The 23,495-nt window shown below is 58.6% G+C and carries 23 protein-coding genes; 9 read left to right on the top strand and 14 right to left on the bottom strand.

The window, feature by feature from the left end; genetic code table 11:
• Positions 1 to 5 precede the first annotated feature (5 nt).
• The 4 genes from AC13RM_RS12515 to AC13RM_RS12500 all read right to left on the bottom strand — a co-directional run bounded on the left by AC13RM_RS12515 (position 6) and on the right by AC13RM_RS12500 (position 4,993).
• Complete coding sequence (locus AC13RM_RS12515; RefSeq protein WP_285175587.1) at positions 6 to 1,283, bottom strand: polyhydroxyalkanoate depolymerase; 1,278 nt, start codon at positions 1,281 to 1,283, stop codon at positions 6 to 8.
• Between the two features lie 299 nt (positions 1,284 to 1,582).
• Complete coding sequence (locus AC13RM_RS12510; protein WP_167078383.1) at positions 1,583 to 2,425, bottom strand: fumarylacetoacetate hydrolase family protein; 843 nt, start codon at positions 2,423 to 2,425, stop codon at positions 1,583 to 1,585.
• Positions 2,426 to 2,557: 132 nt separating this feature from the next.
• A complete protein-coding gene (locus AC13RM_RS12505) occupies positions 2,558 to 3,976 on the bottom strand; it encodes a pyridoxal phosphate-dependent decarboxylase family protein (RefSeq protein WP_488555120.1) in 1,419 nt (472 codons plus the stop codon).
• Positions 3,977 to 4,039: 63 nt separating this feature from the next.
• Positions 4,040 to 4,993 carry a glutathione S-transferase family protein gene (locus AC13RM_RS12500; RefSeq protein WP_374823720.1) on the bottom strand — a complete coding sequence of 318 codons (954 nt, stop codon included), beginning with the start codon at positions 4,991 to 4,993 and terminating at the stop codon, positions 4,040 to 4,042.
• Between the two features lie 161 nt (positions 4,994 to 5,154).
• On the opposite strand from AC13RM_RS12500, the gene AC13RM_RS12495 reads away from it, so the two are divergent.
• Both AC13RM_RS12495 and AC13RM_RS12490 read left to right on the top strand, forming a co-directional pair.
• Complete coding sequence (locus AC13RM_RS12495; RefSeq protein ID WP_285175590.1) at positions 5,155 to 5,445, top strand: DUF2218 domain-containing protein; 291 nt, start codon at positions 5,155 to 5,157, stop codon at positions 5,443 to 5,445.
• Between the two features lie 79 nt (positions 5,446 to 5,524).
• Entirely contained in the window at positions 5,525 to 6,124 is a 600-nt protein-coding gene (locus AC13RM_RS12490) for a nitroreductase family protein (RefSeq protein ID WP_285175591.1), read from the top strand.
• Positions 6,125 to 6,187: 63 nt separating this feature from the next.
• On the opposite strand, the gene gyrB is transcribed toward AC13RM_RS12490, so the two are convergent.
• The 5 genes from gyrB to AC13RM_RS12465 form a co-directional block, all read right to left on the bottom strand.
• The gene (gyrB, locus tag AC13RM_RS12485) at positions 6,188 to 8,623 is read right to left on the bottom strand and encodes a DNA topoisomerase (ATP-hydrolyzing) subunit B (protein ID WP_285175592.1); all 2,436 of its coding nucleotides are present in this window, start codon (positions 8,621 to 8,623) and stop codon (positions 6,188 to 6,190) included.
• 233 nt (positions 8,624 to 8,856) lie between these two features.
• Positions 8,857 to 9,222, bottom strand: a complete 366-nt coding sequence (locus tag AC13RM_RS12480) for a helix-turn-helix domain-containing protein (protein WP_015338176.1) — start codon at positions 9,220 to 9,222, stop codon at positions 8,857 to 8,859.
• Positions 9,219 to 9,803: a Smr/MutS family protein gene (locus AC13RM_RS12475; RefSeq protein WP_488555119.1), complete on the bottom strand. Its 585-nt coding sequence runs from the start codon at positions 9,801 to 9,803 to the stop codon at positions 9,219 to 9,221. The genes AC13RM_RS12480 and AC13RM_RS12475 overlap by 4 nt, the downstream gene beginning before the upstream one ends.
• Positions 9,803 to 10,921 carry a murein transglycosylase A gene (mltA, locus tag AC13RM_RS12470; RefSeq protein ID WP_488555118.1) on the bottom strand — a complete coding sequence of 373 codons (1,119 nt, stop codon included), beginning with the start codon at positions 10,919 to 10,921 and terminating at the stop codon, positions 9,803 to 9,805. Before mltA ends, AC13RM_RS12475 begins: the two co-directional genes overlap by 1 nt.
• Entirely contained in the window at positions 10,918 to 11,619 is a 702-nt protein-coding gene (locus AC13RM_RS12465) for a Tim44/TimA family putative adaptor protein (RefSeq protein WP_488555117.1), read from the bottom strand. Before AC13RM_RS12465 ends, mltA begins: the two co-directional genes overlap by 4 nt.
• Before the next feature lie 146 nt (positions 11,620 to 11,765).
• On the opposite strand from AC13RM_RS12465, the gene AC13RM_RS12460 reads away from it, so the two are divergent.
• Both AC13RM_RS12460 and secB read left to right on the top strand, forming a co-directional pair.
• Entirely contained in the window at positions 11,766 to 12,284 is a 519-nt protein-coding gene (locus tag AC13RM_RS12460) for an FxsA family protein (protein WP_095433401.1), read from the top strand.
• A 95-nt stretch (positions 12,285 to 12,379) separates the two neighbouring features.
• Positions 12,380 to 12,862, top strand: coding sequence for a protein-export chaperone SecB (gene secB / locus AC13RM_RS12455; RefSeq protein WP_069613913.1), 483 nt, complete (start codon positions 12,380 to 12,382; stop codon positions 12,860 to 12,862).
• Positions 12,863 to 12,943: 81 nt separating this feature from the next.
• Here secB and dnaQ read toward each other — a convergent pair whose 3' ends face one another.
• Genes dnaQ through AC13RM_RS12430 form a run of 5 tightly spaced genes read right to left on the bottom strand, consistent with a single transcriptional unit; the run spans position 12,944 to position 16,583 of the window.
• On the bottom strand, positions 12,944 to 13,660 hold the full coding sequence (gene dnaQ, locus AC13RM_RS12450; protein WP_488555116.1) for a DNA polymerase III subunit epsilon: 717 nt from the start codon (positions 13,658 to 13,660) through the stop codon (positions 12,944 to 12,946).
• A gap of 17 nt (positions 13,661 to 13,677) precedes the next feature.
• Positions 13,678 to 14,277 (bottom strand): dephospho-CoA kinase, encoded by a 600-nt coding sequence (coaE, locus tag AC13RM_RS12445; protein WP_488555115.1) that lies wholly within the window; start codon positions 14,275 to 14,277, stop codon positions 13,678 to 13,680.
• Between the two features lies 1 nt (position 14,278).
• Entirely contained in the window at positions 14,279 to 15,136 is an 858-nt protein-coding gene (locus AC13RM_RS12440) for a shikimate dehydrogenase (RefSeq protein ID WP_488555114.1), read from the bottom strand.
• The gene (locus AC13RM_RS12435) at positions 15,129 to 15,728 is read right to left on the bottom strand and encodes a Maf-like protein (RefSeq protein ID WP_488555113.1); all 600 of its coding nucleotides are present in this window, start codon (positions 15,726 to 15,728) and stop codon (positions 15,129 to 15,131) included. Before AC13RM_RS12435 ends, AC13RM_RS12440 begins: the two co-directional genes overlap by 8 nt.
• A 33-nt stretch (positions 15,729 to 15,761) precedes the next feature.
• Complete coding sequence (locus AC13RM_RS12430) at positions 15,762 to 16,583, bottom strand: pyruvate, water dikinase regulatory protein (protein WP_440477879.1); 822 nt, start codon at positions 16,581 to 16,583, stop codon at positions 15,762 to 15,764.
• Positions 16,584 to 16,984: 401 nt separating this feature from the next.
• Here AC13RM_RS12430 and hemE point away from each other — a divergent pair, with 401 nt between their 5' ends.
• The 5 genes from hemE to mnmG all read left to right on the top strand — a co-directional run bounded on the left by hemE (position 16,985) and on the right by mnmG (position 23,488).
• Positions 16,985 to 18,019 carry a uroporphyrinogen decarboxylase gene (hemE, locus tag AC13RM_RS12425; RefSeq protein WP_488555112.1) on the top strand — a complete coding sequence of 345 codons (1,035 nt, stop codon included), beginning with the start codon at positions 16,985 to 16,987 and terminating at the stop codon, positions 18,017 to 18,019.
• Entirely contained in the window at positions 18,019 to 18,564 is a 546-nt protein-coding gene (gene hemJ / locus AC13RM_RS12420; protein ID WP_208409520.1) for a protoporphyrinogen oxidase HemJ, read from the top strand. Before hemE ends, hemJ begins: the two co-directional genes overlap by 1 nt.
• Before the next feature lie 198 nt (positions 18,565 to 18,762).
• Complete coding sequence (rho, locus tag AC13RM_RS12415; RefSeq protein ID WP_015341775.1) at positions 18,763 to 20,028, top strand: transcription termination factor Rho; 1,266 nt, start codon at positions 18,763 to 18,765, stop codon at positions 20,026 to 20,028.
• Positions 20,029 to 20,161: 133 nt separating this feature from the next.
• The gene (mnmE, locus tag AC13RM_RS12410) at positions 20,162 to 21,499 is read left to right on the top strand and encodes a tRNA uridine-5-carboxymethylaminomethyl(34) synthesis GTPase MnmE (protein ID WP_374823686.1); all 1,338 of its coding nucleotides are present in this window, start codon (positions 20,162 to 20,164) and stop codon (positions 21,497 to 21,499) included.
• A 108-nt stretch (positions 21,500 to 21,607) separates the two neighbouring features.
• Entirely contained in the window at positions 21,608 to 23,488 is a 1,881-nt protein-coding gene (gene mnmG, locus AC13RM_RS12405; RefSeq protein ID WP_374823683.1) for a tRNA uridine-5-carboxymethylaminomethyl(34) synthesis enzyme MnmG, read from the top strand.
• Positions 23,489 to 23,495: the final 7 nt, after the last annotated feature.

The raw sequence follows: 23,495 nt of genomic DNA, 5'->3' as shown, positions 1-23,495 counted from the left end.
CGGCTCTAGGCAGATTTGCCGCCCTTGATGACACGCTTGACGACCGAGTGACCGGTGCGGGCATGCTCGCGGGTGAAGGCCAGGATACGCGGCGCGATCTCGCGGCGGAAGCGTGAGCCGTTGAAGACGCCGTAGTGACCGACATCCGGCTGCAGATAGTGCATGCGCATATGTTCGGGGATATTGGTGCAGATGGTCTGTGCCGCATGCGTCTGGCCGACGCCGGAAATATCGTCGTTTTCGCCCTCGACGGTCAGAAGCGCGATGTTGCGGATGGCGGAGGGATCGACACGTTCGCCGCGGTGCATAAGCTCGCCCTTCGGCAGCGCGTGCTTGATGAAGACCTGATCGACCGTCTGCAGATAGAATTCCGCCGTCAGATCCATGACAGCCAGATATTCGTCGTAGAAATCACGATGCTTCTCGGCCGGCTCGCCGTCATTCTTGACGAGATGCACGAAGAAGTCCTTGTGGGCGATCATATGGCGATCGAGGTTCATCGACATGAAGCCGGAAAGCTGCAGGAAGCCGGGATAGACGGGCCGCAGGAAGCCCGGCTGCGGCCAGGGCACGTTCATGACGACATTGTCGGCGAACCATTCCAGCGGCTTTTCCTTGGCAAGCTGGTTGACCGCCGTCGGATTGATGCGGGTATCGATCGGGCCGCCCATCAGCGTCATCGACGAGGGTGCCAGGCGATCGCCCGCAGCTTCCATCACGGCAGCGGCGGCAAGGACCGGGACGGACGGCTGGCAGACGGCAACGACATGCGTATCCGGCCCGAGGTGGTGCAGCATCTCGATGACATAATCGATGTAGTCTTCCAGATCGAAGGTACCTTCAGTCATCGGCACCATGCGGGCATCGATCCAGTCGGTGATATAGACATCGGCGCCCGGCAGCAGCGCCTCCACGGTGCCGCGCAGCAGCGTCGCATAGTGGCCCGACATTGGCGCGACGATCAGGATACGCGGATCGGCGCCGTGGCCGGCGGGCAGGCTGCGCTCGAAATGGATGAGATTGCAGAAGGGCTTCTTCCAAACGATCTTTTCGTGCACGGAGACGCGTTTGCCCTCAATCTCGGTTTCAGGCAGGCCGAATTCCGGCTTGCCGTAGCGCCGGGTGGTGCGCTCGAAGACCTCGAGACTGGCCGTCAGGGTGCGGCCGAATACCGTATGCGAAAGGGGATTGAGGGGATTGGCATAGGCCAGGCGCATCATGTCTGCTGCGGCGCGAAAGGGGGCGAGAGCGGCATGGTTGAGTTCATAAAACTGATAAAACATCGGGGCTTTACCTTTCGTGATGCGAGGCATCCGGCCGCACAAATCACCTAAATCATTGAAGCGCACGCGTCTTGCGTGTCGATGCCTTCACTGCGGCGCTCCTCCAGTCGGCGCTGCGCAGCAGGATAATGACGGCTCCTCAGGCGCGATCCTCATCCTTCCTTATGATCCAACCTAGCAGTTTTTGCTGCAGAGCAACATAACTACAATTGGTTCTTATCGATAAAAAACGCCGGAGAATCGCTTCCCCGGCATCAACAATGATCTCAAAAGGTTAAAGTTCCGGAGCTTCGCACCCCTTACGCGTCGGCCAGGAAGGTCTGCTTCTGCGTGCCCAGGCCTTCCATGCCGAGCTCGACGACATCGCCCGGCTTGAGGTACTGCGGCGGCTTCATGCCCATGCCGACGCCCGGAGGCGTGCCGGTGGAAATGACATCGCCCGGATGCAGCGACATGAACTGGCTGAGATAGGAGACGAGGTAGGCAACGCCATAGACCATGGTCCTGGTCGAGCCGTTCTGCATCATCTTGCCGTTGACCTTCAGCCACATGCCGAGATTCTGCGGATCAGCGATTTCATCCTTGGTAACGAGCCAGGGGCCGATCGGGCCGAAGGTGTCGCAGGACTTGCCCTTGGTCCACTGTCCCGAACGCTCGGTCTGGAAGGCGCGCTCGGAGACATCGTGGGAAACGCAGTAACCGGCGACATAGTCGAGAGCGTCGGCTTCGCTGACATATTTTGCGGTCTTGCCGATGACGACCCCGAGCTCGACTTCCCAGTCAGTCTTTTCAGAACCGCGCGGGATCAGCACGTTGTCGTTCGGGCCGACGATGGCAGAGCTCGCCTTCATGAAGATGATCGGCTCCGGCGGCACGGTGGCGCCGGTTTCGGCGGCGTGGTCGGAGAAGTTCAGGCCGATGCAGATGAACTTGCCGGTGCCGGCAACGCAAGCACCGAGACGGCCTTCCGGCAACTCGGGCAGGCTTTTCGGATCGAGGGCTGCGATCTTCGCAAGACCTGCGGGCGAAATCGCCTCGCCGCCGATATCGGCAACATGGGCGGAGAGATCGCGGATCTTGCCGTCGCTATCCAGAAGCGCCGGCTTTTCCTTGCCGACTTCGCCAACACGCAACAGTTTCATGGATTTTCCTTCCCTGCATTTTCAAAGACGAAATTGATGACGCCATATATGAACGAACTATTTACCAGTGTCATCAGGCGATTTTAGGGAGCCTAGCATGGCTTGGCCCTCCGCGCTGGAAAAACAGCTTTTCTAAGCCGAGGATAATGATCTGGCGATTTCAACGATGACGTCGAAGGCGGTGTCGATATCATCAGCCGTCGCCTCAAACTGGCCGGCTTGGAAACGGATAACCAGACGCCCGGAAACACGAGTCTGCGTCAGATAGATACGGCCGTCATTGTTGATCGCATTCAGCAGCCGCTGGGTATGGCTTTCCTGATCGCCCCCCTCGGGCGCCTTGTGATCGAAGGAAAACAGCGACAGGAACGGCTCGGTGACAATTTCGAAATCCGGCTCTGCAGCCAGGCGCTTCGCCAGATTCCGCGACCAGGCGACATGGTTGCGGATCATCGTCCGCAAGCCTTCCAAGCCGTGATAGCGCAACAGGAACCAGAGCTTCAGCGCACGGAAGCGGCGGCCCAGCGGCACCGACCATTCCGAATAATTGATGATGCCATCATGGCCGTGCGTGCGCAGATATTCGGGCTGAATCGCCAGCGTGCGGACCAGCGTCTCCGGCTCGCGCACGAACTGGACGGAGCAATCGAATTGCGCACCGAGCCATTTATGCGGGTTGAAGACGACGGAATCGGCCCGTTCGACACCTTGCCATAGGGTGCGGAATTCCGGGCAGATCATCGCCGAGCCAGCCCACGCGGCATCGACATGGACATAAAGCCCATGGGCATGGGCAACTTCGACAACGGCGGCGATATCGTCACAGGCGCCAACGCTGGTGCCACCGACGCAGGCGATGACGCCGGCCGGCAGCAAACCGGCAGCGCGATCACGCTCGATCGCATCGGCAAGTGCTTTCGGATCCATGGCCTTGTTGGGACCGCCGGTGGAAATCCGCACCAGATTTTCCTCGCCGACACCTGATATCCAGATGGCCCGGTCGATGGAGGTATGGACCTGATCTGTCGAATAGATACGGACTGCCTTGTTGGCCGCAAGCCCGCTTTTGTTGCCCTGCCAGCCCAGCGCTCTTTCGCGCATGACCAGCACAGCCGCAAGGGTCGCGGTCGAGGCGGAATCCTGAATGACGCCGGTGAAGGTTTCAGGCAGGCCGAGGGCTTGGCGCAGCCAGTCAACGACCTTCGTTTCAAGTTCGGTCGCAGAGGGCGATGTCTGCCACAGCATGCATTGGGCGGCGATGGCGCTGACCAGATATTCGGCAACCACCGAAACGGGCGCGGCATTTGCAGGAAAATAGGCGAAAAAGCGCGGATGCTGCCAATGCGTCATGCCGGGCACCAGGATATCCTCAAAATCTTTGAAGATATCCGCCATGGTTTCGCCCGTTTCCGGTGGGGAATCGGCGATATGAGCCGCAATCTCGCCCGGCGCCGTCTTCGCCCGGACCGGCCTGTCGCGCAGCGATGCACGATAATCCGCGCCCCAATTGGCCGCCTTCTCCGACCACTGCCGGAATTGCTCCCAATCCATGACGATCCTCCCTGTTCCATCGGACGGGCGGACCTTAGACCGGTTTCGATACTCGGTCGAGTATCAGAACAGCTCGTCGAGAGCTGGCCCCAGCGGCACGATGCCGGTGGGATTGAGCGTCGAAATCGAGTAGTAGCCGCGCTTGATATGATCGAAGTCAACGGTTTCGGCAACACCTGGCCAATCGAACATCCGACGGCAGAAGGACTGCAGATTGGCATAATCCGACAGGCGGCGGAGATTGCATTTGAACAGGCCGTGATAGGCGACATCGAAACGGACGAGGGTGACGAAGAGCCTGATATCGCTTTCCGTCGGATTGTCGGCAAAGAGGAAATCCCTGCCCTCCAGGTCGGTTTCGATCTGATCGAGGCAATCGAAGACTTCGCTGAAGGCTTCTTCATAGGCGATCTGCGTCGTGGCGAAGCCCGTCCGATAGACGCCATTATTGAGAGCGGGATAGATCCGGGCATTGAAACTGTCGATTTCATCCCGCTTGCCGGCCGGATAGAGATCGATGTCATTGCGGGCAAGATCGCCGAAGCCGTCATTCAGCATGCGCAGGATATCGGAGGATTCGTTGTTGACGATCGTGCCTTTCTGCTTGTCCCAAAGAACAGGCACGGTTGCGCGTCCGGTGAAGACAGAATCGGCCTTGGTGTAAATCTCGTGCATGTAGGTAGCGCCGTTTATCGGATCGTTCGTCGCACCGGGATAGTCGCCAAACCGCCAGCCCTGCTTGGACAACACGGGTTGGACGACGGAAACGGAAATGACCTCTTCCAGACCCTTCAGCTTGCGGCCAATCAGGGTACGTGAAGCCCAGGGGCAGATCAGAGCGACGTAAAGATGATAGCGGCCGGCCTCTGCTTTGAAACCGCCGTCACCCGTCGGTCCTGCACGACCATCGGGTGTGACCCAGTTGCGGAAGCTCGAAATCTGGCGAACGAAACCGCCCTTCTCATCCTTGGCCTGGACCGGCTGCCAATCCTCAGTCCATTTTCCATTTACCAGCAAGGCTCTGTCTCCGCTCGCACGCGTTCCTATAGGCGCGGAGCATAGCGGAACAGAATTTCACTGGAATAACGCAAACTTGAAACAGACTGTCTACCTGGCGAATGCAGATGCCTCTATGTATCAAATGACGCGTTTGCGATCAGGTTTATCGGAGAAATCCCATGGCGACATCCGTTTCCAACGTCAGGACCGACCATGCCAGCCGCTATCTCCAGCAGCTCTGCAAGCATTGGAGTCATCGCTTCAGCGTGGAATTCGATGCGGTTGCCGGCAGGGTGCCGTTCAGCGCGGAAAACTTCCTCGATCTGGCCGCCGAGCCCAGCAACCTCGTCATGACGCTGACGGTCGAGAAGCCCGAAGACCTCGAGCGCATGCAGAGCGTCGTTGCCGACCACCTCAAGCGCTTCGCCTTCCGCGAGGAGCTAGACGTGAGCTGGGCTGCCCGAGTTTAAGTTTCCATCCTCTATTTATAACCAGCCAACGGCCAGTTTCGATCGCCCGCGGCAGACGTTCACCAAGGAAGAAGCCCTCATGACATCAAGTAATAGCCGCGAATCCCAATATCCGATCGACAAGCTCTTTCTCGACCGCTGGTCGCCGCGCGCCTTTTCCAATGAGACCCTGCCGGAAGCCGACCTGCTGACCATCCTGGAAGCGGCGCATTGGGCACCCTCCGCCTCGAATCTGCAGCCCTGGCGTTTCCTCTATGCTCTGCGCGGCTCGGAACATTGGGATCGGTTTTTGAGCGTCCTGATCGACTTCAATCAGGGCTGGGTGAAATCCGCTGGTGCGCTGCTTTTCGTCATTTCCCGCACCCACAGTGGGGAACTCGGCTCCGCTGAGCAGAAGCCCAGCTACAGTCATTCTTTCGATGCGGGCGCGGCCTGGGGCTTCTTGGCGATCCAGGCGCATTTAGCCGGCTATGAAGCCCATGGCATGACCGGCTTCCACGTCGAGAAGGCGTATGAGGTTCTCGGCGTTCCCGACGGCTTCCGGGTCGAGGCTGCCGTTGCGATCGGCAAGATCGGCGACAAGAACCAGCTTCCGGAAAAGCTGCGCGAGCGCGAAGTTCCGAGCCAGCGCAATCCGCTTTCGGGGCTCGCCTTCAACGGCACTTTCGTTGCCAAGTAATTGATAAAAAGAAAGGCCCGCCAAAATTATCTGGCGGGCCTTTTTTGCATCTTCTTCGAGCGATCAGATGTCGAGATTGGCGACGTTCAGCGCATTGTCCTGAATGAACTCGCGCCGCGGCTCGACTTCATCGCCCATGAGCCGGGCAAACAAGCCGTCGGCATCGGTCGCATCCGTGACCCTCACCTGCAGCAGCGAGCGGACGTTCGGGTCGAGCGTCGTTTCCCAGAGCTGCTCGGCATTCATCTCGCCGAGACCTTTATAACGCTGCAATGTCAGCCCCTTGCGGCCGCCGGAAAAGATCGTGTCCAGCAGCTGGCGAGGGCCGGAAATCTCCGTCTCGCCATCGCGGCGAACGAGCTTTGGCGGTGTGACATAGACTTCCTTCAGCCGCGCGCCGAGCTGATCGATGAGGCGAGCATCCTGCGAACCGATGAGCGCCATGTCGAGGAAGACGACTTCCTTGACGCCGCGTACGGTGCGCTCGAAGCGCAGGCCACCCTCGCCCGTCACAGCGCCACTCCAGCCGCGTTCGGTTTCCTCGGCGATGACATCGAGCCGCTTGGCAACGTCATTGGCGAGCGCCTCCGCACGCGTGGGATTGCTGACCATTTCGGCGTTGAGAGCCCCCGCAATAGCGGCCTGTTCGACGACAGCGCGATTGTAGCGGGAATGCAGATTGTCGATCAGCGTACGCAGGCGAAGCGCGTCATAAATCGCCTCGCGCAGATCCTGACCGGTGCGGACTTCGCCATTGCCGAGGCGCAGACTTGCATCGTCCGTGCCCTGTCCGATCAGATATTCTTCCAGTGCCTTCTCGTCCTTGACATATTGCACCGACTTGCCGCGCGTCACCTTATAGAGCGGCGGCTGGGCGATATAGAGATGGCCGCGCTCGATGAGATCGGGCATCTGCCGGAAGAAGAAGGTCAGCAGCAGCGTGCGGATATGCGCGCCGTCGACGTCTGCGTCCGTCATGATGATGATCTTATGGTAACGCAGCTTTTCGGCGTTGAATTCGTCCTTGCCGATGCCGGTGCCGAGCGCGGTAATGAGCGTACCGATTTCCTGGCTCGACAGCATCTTGTCGAAGCGGGCGCGCTCGACGTTGAGGATCTTGCCGCGCAGCGGCAGGATGGCCTGGTTTTCGCGCGAACGGCCCTGCTTGGCCGAACCGCCCGCCGAGTCGCCCTCGACGAGGAAGACTTCGGACTTGGCGGGATCGCGCTCCGAGCAGTCCGCAAGCTTGCCGGGCAGCGAAGCGATATCCAGCGCGCCCTTGCGGCGGGTCAGCTCGCGGGCCTTGCGGGCCGCTTCTCGGGCAGCTGCAGCCTCGACGACTTTGCCGACCAGAACCTTGGCTTCGGACGGATGCTCTTCGAGCCAGGTGCTGAGGGCTTCGTTGACCAGGCTTTCGACGACGGGACGAACTTCGGAGGAAACCAGCTTGTCCTTGGTCTGCGAGGAGAATTTCGGATCGGGAACCTTGACCGACAGCACGGCCGTCAGGCCTTCGCGGCAGTCGTCGCCGGTCAGCGTCACCTTTTCCTTCTTGGTAATGCCCGAGCTGTCCGCATAGGAGGTGATCTGGCGCGTCAGGGCGGCGCGGAAGCCGGCCATATGCGTGCCGCCATCGCGCTGCGGGATGTTATTGGTGAAGCAGAGCACGTTTTCGTGGTAGCTGTCGTTCCACCACATCGCCACTTCGACGGTGATTCCGTCCTTCTCGCTGCGGATCGATACCGGCTTTTGAACCAGCGGCTTCTTGGCGCGATCGAGATAGGAAACGAAGGCTTCCAGGCCGCCGTCGTAAAGCAACTCTTCCTGCCTGATGTCGGAATGACGCTTGTCGGTCAGAAGAATGCGGACGCCGGAATTCAGGAAGGCGAGTTCGCGCAGACGATGCTCGAGCGTGCTGTAATCGAACTCAATCATGGTGAAGGTTTCGGAGCTCGGCATGAAGCTGACTTCGGTGCCGGTCTCATCGCCCGCATCACCGGTTTCCTTCAGCGGCGCATCGGCCACGCCATGGGTGAAGCTCATTTCATGGATCTTGCCCTGGCGGCGGATTTTCAGCTTCAACCAGACGGACAGCGCATTGACGACCGAGACGCCGACGCCATGCAGGCCACCGGAAACCTTATAGGAATTCTGGTCGAACTTACCGCCGGCATGCAGCTGGGTCATGATAACCTCAGCCGCCGAAACACCTTCGCCGCTGTGAATATCCGTCGGGATGCCGCGGCCGTTGTCGGTGACCGTGACTGAACCGTCGGGATTGAGCGTCACCGTGACGATATCGGCATGGCCGGCCAAGGCCTCGTCGATCGCGTTATCGACCACCTCATAGACCATGTGATGCAGGCCCGAACCATCATCCGTGTCGCCGATATACATGCCGGGACGCTTGCGCACGGCATCGAGTCCCTTCAGGACCTTGATGGAATCTGCGCCATACTCGGCGTTGCCACCATTATCGGTTACGGACGTGTCAGTCATATATTGAAGTCTTTCCAGTGTTTAGAGAACGCTGCCGATCCCTAGAGCATGATGCCGAAAAGTGTGAGCGGTTTTCGGACGACATCATGCTCTACTTCTTTAAGTTTAGAGCGGATTCAGATTTCAGGTCGCGAATCAGCGGTTTTTCCTAGCTTGTATATAGGATGTTTCACCCTGAAGTTCCAAACGGAAGGCCCCGAAATCAGGTATAAAACAGGGGATTAAGGCGGTTTTCAGCCGGTTTTTCCGGCATTTTCCAGAACCTTCGAGAGTTCGCGGATCGTTGCTGCGTCAAGGCTGCGGATCTTGCCTGCCAAGTGATTGACAAAGGCCGTATATTCCGGCGCAAGCCCGGAGGTATCGACGACGACGCGCGGGTCGGAAAACCGCGCCAGCAAGAACAATTCCTCGGCCTCGTCCCAGATGATGTTGAAGTACCCGGCGATGCGCTGCAGGAGATCAAAGGTCGGCAGACCGCGCTTTCCGTGTTCTAAGGCGGATAAATAAGCCGGAGTCACGTTCAGCGCAGCCGCCATCTGCTTCTGCGAAACGCCCTTGCGCAGCCGCAGCTTGCGTACCGCTTCGCCGAAAGGGGTCAAAGCTTCTCCCCCTTCAGGCGCGACAGGCGGATATAGAGCGCACCCTCACCACCGTGATGTTGTGCCGCCGTTTCGTAAGAGGAAATCAGAAAACGGAACTCCGGCTTAGAAAACCAGAGCGGCACGGCGCGCTTCAGGGCTCCCTCGCTGCCCATGGAGCTGCCCTTGCCTGTTATGACGAGCACATGGCGAAGGCCGCGGCTATGGGCGCGCAACAGGAAATCCAGAAGCATGCCATGAGCCTCGCTCTGGATGAGGCCGTGAAGGTCGATCCGGGCCTCAAGCGCCAGATGCCCCCTAGCGATCTTGCGCTTGACCGGACGTTCCAACGGATGATGACGGCCGGCGGGCTGCTTGACCGGCGCCGGAGTTTCCTGCGTTTCGGCCGAGGGAGACACTGGCTTCGTCTTTGCGGCGCGGGCGATTTCTTCGATTTCGGCTTCCGCCTGCAGTGCGGCTTCGAAAGCCTCGATGTCAGCTATCCGGCCCGGCATAGGGCGCGTGCTCTTGGCGACCTTACCCCAGAGGATGCGGTCCTCTGTACTAAGCTTTCGTTCCTTATCCTTCCGTTCCGGGGCCATCAGCCGAACCTCTGCGCTGCCGCCTTCGGAATGAGTATATAAAAATCGGCGTCATTGCGCACGGTACCGGCGAGCTCCCCGGCATCGTAACCCGAACCGGTAAAGATATCGCCACGCGCCGGCCCCACGATCGCCGAGCCGGTATCGAGCGCCAGCATCAGCCGGGCGAAAGGCTTGCCGGCGTCGAGATGCGTCAGGCTTTCAGACCGGATGAAGAAGGGGAAGCCGAAGGTGTGGATGAGCCTGTCGACCGCAAGGGAACGCCCAGCCACCAGCGGCACCTTCGCCGCTGCAATCGGCCCGAGAGCGGGATCGCTAACATCGGCCTCGCGGAAGAAGATATAGGATCGATTGTGTGAGAGGACTTCATCGACCTGCTCGGGGTGTGCGTAGAGCCAGTCGCGGATCGTCTGCATGGAGATCGTCGCGCGATCCAGCAGGCCGCGGTCGATGAGCAGGCGACCGACCGCCGAAAAGGGATGACCGGCCTTGGCGGCATAGGTGATGCGGCCGAGACGCCCGTCCGGATAGCGCAGACGTGCCGCACCCTGCACATGCACGAAGAAGATATCGACCTTGGATTTCGCCCAGGCGATCTCCAGGCCCTTGCCTTCGAGATAGCCGCGATCGATCTCGCCGCGGTCGGGATAGGCGGAAATTATCCCGTCTCGCAACCGTCCGAACATGTAGGATGGGTCAAGTTCCGCGGGTCGGTTGCTGTCATCCAGATCGATCAGATCGCCCGGCCGGCGATAGAAGGGGTAGCGATAGGGTCCACCCGGCACAGCCGAAACGTCTATTTCCGGCTCGAAGAAGGCGGTTACGAAACCACTGGCACCGCCATCGCGGCGAATGAAGAAGGGCTGGCAGTGCTCTTCGAAGAAGGCTCTGGCTTCGGCCGCATTGCGCGGTTCCTGCCCGTCTGCCGCATCGAGGAGCGTCAGGAGATCCTCAGCCGTCAGTCCCACCGCACCCGTGCGATAGGGCTTCACATCGCGGATATGGGTGCGACAGTCTTTCATCGCGCGAAAAAGGCTGGAAGGATCGTCCTCCTCCCAGCCCTTCAGATCGGCGAAGGTTGCCGGCTCCAGCCTGAAGTCCTGCGATAGGCTCGTCATTGTTCCGATTCGGTCGCCACAAGTTTCCAGTTCGGATCGCGCGAACGTGTGTCGCGGGCGAAGGTCCAGAGGTCGCTGATCTCGGCAACGGCTTCGGCATCGCCATCGATCAAAGTGCCGGCCTTGTCATAGGTGGCTGAGATCATCTGGCTGACGATGCGCATGGTGATGAGGGCATCCGTTCCCTTCACCTCGGCGGTGACGATATCGGCCTTGTCGATGCCGACGAAGGTCGATTTGACCTTTTCGCCCTTGGCTTCGCGTTCGGCGATGGCGGCATCGAACCCGTCATAGACCTCGCGCGACAGCAGCCCCTTCAGCGACTTGCGATCGCCCTCGGCAAAGGCCATGACGATCATCTCATAGGCCATGCGGGCACCGTTGACGAATTCCTTCGGATTGAAGGAAGGATCGGCCTTGCTTACGTCGCGCAGCGAATCATTGAGCGGCGTTCCGGCGGGGGTGAAGGCATCGATCGCAGCAAAACGGTCTTCCTCTTCGGTACCATCGCGGCGCGGCAGTGTGACTACCTTGCCGGCATCTGGCGGCGTCGGGCCATTGGCCGGATCTGCGGAACCATAGAGATCGCGCGGCGGCTTCTCATTCCCCGTGCGGCGGCCGAGAACGCTGCGCAGCTGAAAGAAGATCAGCACCGCCGCCACCAGGAAAAAGATCGTCACAAAGTCGTTTGCACCCATCTCGTATCGGAACCACCGTTAAAATTAAAAGATCAAACCCCATATAGTCCGCATCGATCTATCATTCAAATAGCGGACCAGTTTCTTTATTATATGCGAGAAACCAACGCTTACGCGAAGAAACACGCTCTCAGGACCACCGTAACATGCGCCTATCACTTCTTCCTATCGTCGTTTTTCTGATGCCTCTGGCTGAAATCGCCGGATTCATCGTGGTCGGAAAAATGATCGGCGTCTGGGCGACACTGGGGCTGGTCATCCTCAGCGTGCTGCTCGGTGCTGCTCTTTTGAGAATCCAGGGCATTGGCATTCTCCAGCGCATCTCTGCCGAAAGCCGCAACGGCGGCGATCCCGGTCGCGAGATGGTGCATGGCGCCATGATCGTCGTGGCAGCCTTCTTCCTGATGCTGCCCGGCTTCATCTCCGATATCATCGGCTTGCTGCTTTTCATTCCGGCCGTACGCGATCTCGCCTGGCAGGTTTTGCGCAAGCGCATCGTCGTCGTCGGCAATTCGCGGGCGTTCCGCCGAGGGCAAGGCCCGGGTGCAGGACCGCAGGGCCGGCCGAACAAACCCGGAAACGTCGTCGATCTCGATGAAGGCGATTTCCATCGAGAGCCGAACCGCAACTCGCCCTGGTCGGACCAAAAGCGGCTGGAAGACTAGAGAACGGCCTCCGGAGCGCCGGAGCCATAAGGGTTGTAAGCCCCTTTTCTAAATGCTAGATGGCGACACCCATCGAGACGTGAGAGGACACCCCCATGGCCAACGAGACCAACGGCAACGGTGCTGCCAGCCCGAGCCTCAGCATCCTTGCTCAGTACACCAAGGATCTTTCCTTTGAAAATCCGGGTGCTCCGCGCTCGCTTCAGGCCCGGGAAAATGCCCCCGACATCAATATCAATGTGAACGTCAACGCCAACCCGCTGTCGGATTCCGATTTCGACGTCGTGCTGACGCTGAGCGCCGAAGCCAAGGATGGCGAGCGCGTACTCTTCCACACCGAGCTGGTCTATGGCGGCGTCTTCCGCGTCACCGGTTTCCCGCAGGAACACATGCTGCCGCTGCTCTTCATCGAATGCCCGCGCCTGCTGTTCCCCTTCGCACGCCAGATCATCGCAGACGTCACGCGCAATGGCGGCTTCCCGCCGCTGATGATCGACCCCATCGATTTCGCGCAGATGTTCACGCAGCGCATGGCCGAAGAGCAGGCTCGCGCTCAGGTTTCGGCCGTTCCGAACTGAGCCTCGGTTTTTCCTATTCTGAAAAAGAAAATGCCCGGATCGCACGTCCGGGCATTTCCTTTTGATGCTTGAAAAAATACTCTATTCGGAAGCAGGGTATTTCGACCAAATTCCCTTCGTGCCGAGCTTGGCGACCAGCGCCGCATGAGCCGCGAGTTCCTCCTCGGTCAGCCGGCTCGGCAGTGGAGCGGGCCGCGCGAAGATATCGACGACGATTTCCTCGGCGACATCGTTCTGGCGCGAGCGCGCCGATGAACCGGTGACACTGCCAAGCCCAAGGGCCGTCTGCCGGCCGCCGATCATCTCGATATAGACTTCAGCCAGCAGTTCGGAGTCGAGCAACGCGCCGTGTTTCGTGCGGTGCGAGTTGTCGATGCCGTAGCGACGGCAAAGAGCATCGAGCGAATTCGGACCCATCGGATGTTTGCGCCGGGCCATGGCCAGCGTATCGATCACCATGTCGGGCAGGATCGGCGGGCGGCCAAGCCTTGCGAACTCCGCATTGACGAAGCCCATGTCGAAGGTGGCGTTATGCGCGATCCATTTGGCATCGCCGAAAAATTCGAGAATTTCGTCTGCGACGGTTTCGAAGAGCGGTTTGCCCGTCAGGAACTCGTCGGTAATGCCGTGCACGGCCAGAGCATCGGGATGCACTTTGCGGTCACCCGGATTGATATAGATGTGCAGCGTCTTTCCGGTCGGGAAATGGTTGAAGAGCTCGATGCCGCCGATTTCGATAATACGGTCGGCCCTGTTGTCGAGGCCTGTGGTTTCCGTATCGAAAATGATTTCGCGCATATCGAAACTCCGCTTTCCTATGTCTTGTTCTGCTGTTTGCGCCGCAGATCCGCAATGATCTCTCTGACCTGTTCGCCGGCCGCCTCGATGCTTCCGCCGGTATCGATGACGTAATCGGCGCGCGCCCGCTTTTCCGCATCCGGCGTCTGGCGGGAGAGAATCATATTGAATTTTTCCTCCGTCATGCCCGGTCGGGCAAGCACCCTCTGCCGTTGAATCTGTGGATCGCAGCTGACGACGACGATTTTATCCACGCGTTTGTCGGCGCCGGTTTCGAAGAGCAGTGGGATATCCAGCATCACCATATCGGCGCCGGCCTTGCGCTGACGTTCCAGAAACTGACGCTCGCGTTCGCGCACCAGCGGATGAACGATGGCCTCGAGACGCTTGAACCCGGAAGGATCGCCGGCAAGCTTTCGGCTGAGCTCCTGCCGGTCGACCTTGCCGCTGCTGGTCGTGCCCGGAAAGGCCGCCTCGACCAGCGGAACGGCTTCGCCACTATAGAGGTCGTGCACGACCGCATCGGAATCGTTCACAGGTATTCCGGCTTCGGCGAAGAGTTTTGCCGAGGTCGATTTTCCCATACCGATCGATCCGGTGAGCCCGATCCTGATCATATTAGTGCTTTTCCATGTCGGCGATGATCAATGCCCTCAAGGTTTCATCAACTGCCGGACGCTTTCCAAACCATTTTTCGAAGCCCGGCACGGCCTGGTGCAGTAGCATGCCGAGACCGTCGACGATGGCAAAGCCCTGTTCCTCGGCTTGGGCGAGAAGCGGCGTCTTCAGCGGTACGTAGACAATGTCGGTGACGACGGCGCCTTCGGCAAGGGGAGAGAAATCGATGCGGGGCGCTGCTTCGCCATCCATGCCGAGCGATGTCGTATTGATAAAGAGACCGGCATCCTGCATGACCTCGCCGAGTGCGGTCATCGGATGAGCATGGACCCGCTCGCCGAAGCGATCCGCCAATTCCTGCGCCCTCTCGATCGTGCGGTTGACCACATGAATTTCCTTGAAACCGCGATCGCGCACGGCCTGGATGACGGCTCGGCTGGCGCCGCCGGCTCCAAGGATGACGGCACGATCGCTGCGATCCCAACCGGGATGACGCTCGTCGAGGTTTGCCGTGAAGCCGCGGCCATCGGTATTCGTTGCATGCAGCTTGCCATTTTCAAGCCACAGGGTGTTGGACGCGCCCAATTCTTCCGAAAGTTCGTCGGGCCGATCGGCGAGTTTGAAGGCTGCTTCCTTATGAGGGATGGTGACGTTGCCGCCGACGAAGCCGCTGGTGCCATCTTTCAGGGACGCAATGAAGGCGGCGAAATCCTCCGCTGCCACTTCATGGGCGCGGTAGGTTCCGGCCAGATCGAGCTGTTTCAGCCAATAGCCATGGATCAGCGGCGAGCGCGAATGCCTGACGGGATAACCCGTTACGAAAGCGTTTACGCTTTGTGTTTCACGTGAATCATCCATCGATCATCCCCAACTCTCGCAGTTTTTCCAGAAGCGGCAGCATCGGCAATCCGAGGATGGTGAAGTAGTCGCCGTCGATTTTCGAGAAGAGCTGGATGCCTTCGCCCTCAAGCTGATAGGCGCCGACGCTTGACAATGCCTTCTCGCCGACGCGGCTCAGATGCCGATGGATGAAGTCGGCCGGCAGCTGCCGTATGGTCAGATCGGCGTGGGATACATGTTCCCAGATGATATCGCCGTTGCGCGCCAAAGCGATGGCGCTGTTCAGCCGATGGGTTTTACCCGATAGCGTCCTCAGATGATTTTCCGCATCGGCCATCGACTTCGGCTTGTGAAAGACGTGGGCACCGAGCGACATGGTCTGATCCGAACCGATCACAAGCGAACCGGGGAAGCGATCGCTCACCTCTTTTGCCTTCGCCTTTGCCAGCACGAGCGCGACCGCATCCGGGCCGGCGCCACCCAGTTCCAGTGGTGCTTCGATCGCACGCTCATCGATATCGGCAGCGATAGCCTGAAAATGCAATCCGGCGTTTTCCATCAGCATCCGCCGGAATGGGCTGGATGATGCAAGGATAAGGGGCGAGGTCATGACGGCTGCCTCCGAGATAGTCATGGGGAGCGCTTAGCGCAGCTTGGGTCGCAGGGCAACAATGGCGGCGGCGGTCTCTTCGATGGACCGGCGAGTCACATCGATGACCGGCCAATTGTGCCGCGCGCAGAGGGAACGAGCATATTTGAGCTCTTCGGAGATGGCGGCTCGATCCGTATAGCCACCACGATCGAAGCCAGGGGTCGCCCCGAGAATGCGATTTTCACGAACCTGCGAAATCCGGTCGGTCGTCGCAACCAGCCCGACGATCAACGGCTTCGTCGCCCTGGCAAGGCTTTCCGGCAACGGCACGCCATGGACGATCGGAATGTTGGCCGTCTTGATGCCACGGTTCGCCAGATAGATGCTCGTCGGCGTTTTCGAGGTGCGGCTGATACCGATTATGACAACATCGGCGTCGTCATAGTCATCGGGCATCTGGCCGTCGTCGTGATCCATGGTGAAGTTCAGCGCCTCGATGCGGGCAAAATAATCGGCATTCATCACATGCTGCGCGCCGACCCGGCGACGCGATGCCGTGCCGAGATAGGTCTGGAATACGTTCATGACCGGCTCAAGAACATTGACGGATGGTACGCCCATCTCACGGCAGCGCTCGGCGATGAAATCGGCAAGCTCGCGATCGACGATCGTATAGAGGACAATGCCGGGGCTGTGGTCGATCGCCTCCAACACAGGCAGAAGCTGCTTGCGGTTTCTGATCAGCGGATAGACGTGCTCGATCGGCTGGCTGGCATGGAATTGCACCGAAGCGGCGCGGCCGGCGGAGATGAGAGTCTCGCCCGTTGAGTCAGAAATCAGGTGCAGATGAAAGAAGCTTGTTCGGTTTTCCACGCTACTTTCCATCACCTGTTGATATCTCGGGAGAAAAGAGAGGTACGGGAAGGGGGCCATCTTGGGCAAGTGGAAAACGGTCGAGTTTTCCACATTTGGAATTTTCGAGAGATGGCTTTCGCGGTGGCTGTGAGCAATGTGGATAAGATCGACAACACCTCACTCATTCCCGACTTGTCCCCAGAAGGCGAAAAGCCGAATTTCTCCTCAAGCTCCTCAAAAGATTGAAGAATCACCTTTCTTTTCCACATATCGGCTTGCGATCTCGAAATCTCTCCAGATTTATGCGCGAGGCGCGACAAATTGGACAGGCAAGGGATGAACTTTAATCCTTGCTACTCACCGACTCTAAGAAATAGAAACCTTTCAATATATGTTTGGTTTTATATAGGACGACGTCTGTGACCGATGAACGCCGGAAGATTATGCGGGTCTTGAGCGGAGAAACGCTCACCCCTCCCCCGCTCTGGCTGATGCGGCAGGCAGGCCGTTATCTACCCGAGTATCGTGAAACGCGCGCGAAGGCGGGAAGCTTTCTCGATCTCTGTTATTCACCAGAGCACGCCGTCGAGGTGACGCTGCAGCCGATCCGCCGTTATGGCTTCGATGCTGCCATTCTCTTCTCCGACATTCTTGTCATCCCCGATGCATTGAAGCGGAATGTTCGCTTCACCGAGGGACATGGGCCGGAAATGGACCCAATCGACGAGACGGGCATCCTGGCTTTGAAACCGGAGGGCATCTTGACGTATCTGGAGCCTATCATGGAGACGGTGCGTCGGCTGCGGCGGGACTTGCCCCAGGAAACCACGCTTCTCGGCTTCTGTGGGGCTCCCTGGACCGTTGCGACCTATATGATCGCCGGACATGGCACGCCGGATCAGGCCCCTGCCCGATTGTTTGCCTATCGCTATCCCAAGGCCTTCGAACATCTGCTGATGCTGCTTGCGGACATTTCAGCCGATTATCTCGTGGCCCAGATTGATGCCGGTGCAGATGCCGTGCAGATTTTCGATTCCTGGGCCGGTGTGCTTGGCGAGAAAGAATTCGAGGCTTTCGCCATCAAGCCGGTCGCAAAGATGATCGCATCGATCAACGCGCGGCGGCCGCAGGCTCGGGTGATCGCCTTCGCCAAGGGTGCGGGCTATCTGCTGAAGACCTATCGGCAGAAGACTGGTGCCGATGCGATCGGCCTCGACTGGTCGGTGCCTTTGGCCTTTGCTCGGGAACTGCAGAAGGACGGACCGGTGCAGGGCAATCTCGATCCGATGCGCGTGGTTGCCGGCGGCAAGGCTCTGGAGGACGGGATCGACGATATCCTGCAGCAGCTCGGAAATAGCCCGCTGATTTTCAATCTCGGGCATGGCATCACGCCGCAGGCTGATCCCGCCAATGTGGCGGCGCTGGTCGAACGCGTGCGGGGACGGAGGAACTGATGACAGTGGAAAAGCAGACGGATTCCGCGCCGGGCCAGAAGGCCGGACGGCGGGCCTATTTCATGATCCTGATCTTTGCGGTGCTCGCGATCGGTCTTTTCGCCTGGCATCCGGCCGATCTCTATCTCTGGATCAAGGCGCTGCACATCATCGCCGTCATCTCGTGGATGGCCGGCATGTTCTATCTGCCGCGGCTTTTCGTCTATCACATCGATGCCGAGCCGGGTTCGCAGCAATCGGAGACCTTCAAGGTGATGGAGCAGCGTCTGCTGCGCTATATCATCAACCCGGCGATGATCCTGACCTGGATTTTTGGGCTTTATCTTGCCTGGTCGGTGTATGATTTCCAAGGCGGCTGGCTGCATGCGAAGATCGGGCTTGTCGTGATTCTGTCGGGCGTTCACGGTTATTTCAGCACTGCGGTCCGGGCTTTCGCAAGGGACGAAAACAAGCATTCGGCGCGTTATTGGCGTCTCATGAACGAGGTGCCGACACTTTTGATGATCGCGATCGTCATTCTCGTGGTCGTCAAGCCGTTTGCGTGAGGCGGGGCTGTATTAGGGGCAGCGTTAAATTTCTTTCATTTTGTTTGCCCCCCTTGCGGTTCAGAAAGTGAGTCGCTATTTTCCCGCCATCTCTCTTCGTGGCATGTATCCATTCTGTCGCCCGCGAGCGCCCCTATCGCGGTTCTGAATACGAACAACATTGCCTTTCCCCTCCTAAAAAAATGAGTAATTCCCTTCATGGCTGAAATGAAGCTTCAGGAACTGAAAAATAAATCCCCGACCGATCTCCTGGCCTTTGCCGAATCGCTCGAGGTCGAAAACGCTAGCACGATGCGCAAACAGGAACTGATGTTTGCAATCCTGAAGGAACTGGCGAGCCAGGACGTAGAAATCATCGGCGAGGGCGTCGTCGAAGTTCTGCAGGACGGCTTCGGTTTCTTGCGTTCCGCAAATGCAAATTATCTTCCCGGTCCGGACGATATCTATATCTCTCCCTCCCAGATCCGCCGCTTCTCCTTGAAGACGGGCGACACGGTCGAGGGACCGATCCGCGGACCGAAGGAAGGCGAGCGCTATTTCGCGCTGCTGAAGGTCAACACCATCAATTTCGACGATCCGGAAAAGATCCGTCACAAGGTACACTTCGACAATCTAACGCCGCTCTATCCGAACGAGCGTTTCAGGATGGAGCTCGACGTTCCCACCTCGAAAGATCTTTCGCCCCGCGTGATCGATCTTGTCGCACCGCTCGGCAAGGGCCAGCGCGGTCTGATCGTCGCACCGCCGCGCACGGGTAAGACCGTCCTGCTGCAAAACATCGCCCATTCGATCACCGCCAATCATCCGGATTGCTATCTGATCGTTCTGCTGATCGACGAGCGCCCCGAAGAAGTGACTGATATGCAGCGCTCTGTGCGCGGCGAAGTCATCTCGTCGACCTTTGACGAGCCGGCCGTGCGCCACGTTCAGGTCGCCGAAATGGTCATCGAGAAGGCCAAGCGCCTCGTCGAGCATGGTCGCGACGTGGTCATCCTGCTCGATTCCATTACCCGCCTCGGCCGCGCCTACAACACCGTCGTCCCCTCCTCCGGTAAGGTTCTGACTGGTGGTGTGGACGCCAATGCCCTCCAGCGCCCGAAGCGCTTCTTCGGTGCTGCGCGTAATATCGAGGAAGGCGGTTCGCTAACCATCATTGCGACGGCCCTGATCGATACCGGCAGCCGTATGGACGAAGTGATCTTCGAAGAATTCAAGGGTACCGGTAACTCGGAAATCGTGCTTGACCGCAAGGTTGCCGACAAGCGCATCTTCCCTGCCATGGATATCCTCAAGTCCGGCACGCGTAAGGAAGACCTCCTGGTTCCGCGCCAGGATCTGCAAAAGATCTTCGTTCTTCGTCGCATCCTCGCGCCGATGGGGACGACCGACGCGATCGAATTCCTGATCGACAAGCTCAAGCAGACGAAGAATAACCCGGATTTCTTCGATTCGATGAATACGTAATCCTTAGCCGGATTCATCAAATCGGCGCTTTGACGGTGCTTTTAGGATGTTATGATCGGGCTGCGTATTGCGGCCCGATTTTGTTTTTTGGGATCAGAAGCCGACCTCGAGGAACGCGAGGCGATCGATTCGGATGCGGATCAATCTTATGCTGACGATGAACGAGACGATCTATGCTTTGTCCAGCGGCGGCTTGCCGGCCGGCGTCGCCGTGATCCGCATCAGCGGAAATCTGGCGCTTCGCATTGCTGAAGCTCTTGCTGGCGTGTTGCCGCAGCCCCGACAAGCTGCACTTAGAACGATTCGGACTCGTAACGATCTGGTCATTGATCGTGGCCTTGTGCTGGTTTTTCCGGGTCCGGCCTCTTTCACGGGCGAAGATTGCGTGGAGATTCATGTTCACGGCGGCAAGGCCGTGGTGAATGCGCTTCTGAAGGAGCTCTCGACCTTTGAGCATTGTCGTTTGGCGGAGCATGGTGAGTTTTCGCGCCGAGCCCTCGAAAATGGAAAGATGGATCTCGTTGAGGTGGAGGGCCTTGCCGATCTCATCGGTGCTGAAACGGAGATGCAGCGCAGGCTCGCGTTGGAGCATGCGGCCGGCGGGCTGTCGAATCTCTATAACGGTTGGGCCGACAGGCTGACGCGGGCACGCGCTCTGATCGAGGCGGAACTCGATTTCGCTGATGAAGACGATGTGCCTGGTTCCGTCTCGGACATGGTATGGACCGATATTAAGCGGCTGCGTCTTGAAATTTCCGATCATCTTGCCGGCGCCGATCTCGGCGAAATCATTCGCGATGGCTTGAAGGTGGTCATCGCAGGCGCGCCCAATGCCGGCAAGTCCAGTCTCATGAATGCGTTGGCAAAGCGCGAGGTGGCGATTGTTACCGATATTGCCGGCACGACCCGCGACGTGCTGCATGTCGATCTGAATATCGAAGGATATGCGGTCAAGCTTTACGATACGGCGGGCCTGCGGGAAACGGATGAGGTCGTCGAGCGCGAAGGCATTCGTCGGGCGCTACGGACAGTTGCGGATGCGGATCTTGTTCTGTCTCTTGCTGAGATCGGCAGTGAGGCGCAGCGGAGTTTTCCCGGTTTTCCCGGTAAGGTCCTGACTATGGGTACGAAAGCGGATATTCATGCCGGGGAAGAAGCCAACGGCTATGATTTGTTGATCTCCTCGACCACTGGCTCAGGCCTGGCGGAATTGCACGAGCTTCTTCGCCAGGATCTGCAGGCCCGTTCCGGGATGTTGTCGCTCGCTTTGCCGAGCCGGCTGCGCCATCGCACCCTGCTTGCCGAGAGCCTTAACGCGGTTGAGGCTGCACTGGCTTCGGAAGATCGTGGCCTGGATATCAGAGCCGAATACCTGAGACAGGCGGCAACAAGCCTTGGGCGCATTACCGGACGGGTCGATGTGGAAGATTTGCTGGATGTAATCTTCTCGGAATTCTGCATAGGAAAATGATTCACGTGAAACAGAGTGGCTAGAGCTTCTTGACTGACGTTTCACGTGAAACCTTCTTGACTCCTGAAATTGGTGTGCCAAACAAGCGGCACGACCGAGGACCTGATGATGTTCGATAAAGCGTATGACGTGATCGTTGTGGGTGGCGGCCATGCAGGCAGCGAAGCTGCCGCTGCGGCCGCACGCCTTGGTGCGCGCACGGCACTGGTAACGCACAAGCGCGACACGATCGGTATCATGTCTTGCAACCCCGCCATTGGCGGTCTCGGCAAAGGTCATCTGGTTCGGGAAATTGACGCCCTGGACGGCTTGATGGGCCGCGTTGCGGATGCGGCTGGTATTCAATTCCGCATGCTCAATCGCAAGAAGGGTCCCGCCGTGCGCGGTCCCCGCACCCAGGCAGATCGCAAGCTCTATCGCCTGGCCATGCAGGCGGAGATCAACGCGATCGACAATCTTGAGGTTATCGAAGGCGATGCTTTTGATCTTACCTTCGAGCACGGCAGGGTGTCCGCGGTGATATTGAAGGACGGCCGCGCCTTTCGCTGCGGCGCCGTTGTTTTGACAACAGGAACTTTTCTTCGCGGTCTCATTCATATTGGCGACAAGACGATACCGGCTGGCCGCGTTGGCGAGGAGCCGTCCCTCGGACTTTCTGCGACATTGTTGCGACACGGCCTTGCTCTAGGGCGGTTGAAGACCGGAACCCCTGCCCGCCTCGACGGCACGAGCATCGATTGGGATTCCGTCGGACGTCAGGGTGCGGACGAAGATCCGACCCCCTTCTCTTTCATGACCGACTCCATCGTGAATCCGCAGATCGAATGCGGGGTAACCCGTACGACGCCCGAAACCCACAGGATTATCGCCGAAAACTTGAAGCGCTCGGCAATGTATTCCGGTCAGATTGAAGGTGTGGGACCGCGCTATTGCCCATCGATCGAAGACAAGATTGTCAAATTCGGTGAACGTGACGGGCATCAGATCTTTCTTGAGCCAGAGGGCCTGGACGACAATACGGTCTATCCAAACGGCATATCGACCTCCCTGCCCGAGGATGTTCAGGATGAATTCATCAAGACCATTCCGGGTCTGGAACGAGTTCGCATTCTCCAGCACGCCTATGCCATCGAGTATGATCATGTCGATCCCCGCGAATTGAAGCTGTCCCTCGAAGTGGAAAAGATTCCTGGACTTTTCCTGGCTGGCCAGATCAACGGTACGACTGGCTATGAGGAGGCTGGCGCTCAGGGTCTTGTCGCAGGGCTGAATGCGGCGCGTCTCGCCAGCGGCGGCAAAGCCATCGAGTTTAGCCGAACGGAATCCTATATCGGTGTGATGATCGACGATTTGACCTCGCGGGGCGTGGCGGAGCCGTATCGTATGTTCACATCCCGCGCGGAATATCGCTTGTCGCTCCGCGCGGACAATGCTGACGTCCGCCTGACGCCGGTCGGGCTTGCCTTGGGCTGCGTCGGTTTCGGCCGCGCAGCGCGTTTCGGCCAATATCTGAAGAGGCTTGAACAGACGCGTGATCAGCTGAGAAGCTTGACCATAACGCCGAACGAAGCTGAAAAGGGCGGTATGCATCTCAATAAGGATGGTCAGCGGCGTTCTGCCTATGAGCTCCTTTCTCATCCTGGGCAGTCGGTGGAGAACTTGTCGCGGCTCTGGCCGCAATTGCAGTCCATCGAGCGCAACGTGGCCGAAGCCATTGAGATCGAGGCGGCCTATGCCGTCTATATGGATCGCCAGACAGCTGATATTATTCAGGCTCGTAGGGAAGAAGAGCGCGTCATCCCGGCGGAATTTGATTTTTCCGTTCTTTCGGGATTGTCAAATGAGCTGAAGCAGAAGTTGGGAACGGCGCGGCCCAAGAATATCGCCCAGGCGTCGCGCATTGACGGGATGACGCCCGCGGCTATTTCTTTGCTATTGGCTTATTTAAGAAAAATGAGCATACCGGACGAACAGAAGCTCGTTTCCTGACACGACT

This window comes from Martinezella sp. CNPSo 3732, assembly GCF_057784515.1.
Note: the sequence above shows the minus strand (reverse complement) of the source record. Positions and strands in the feature narration are given on the sequence as shown.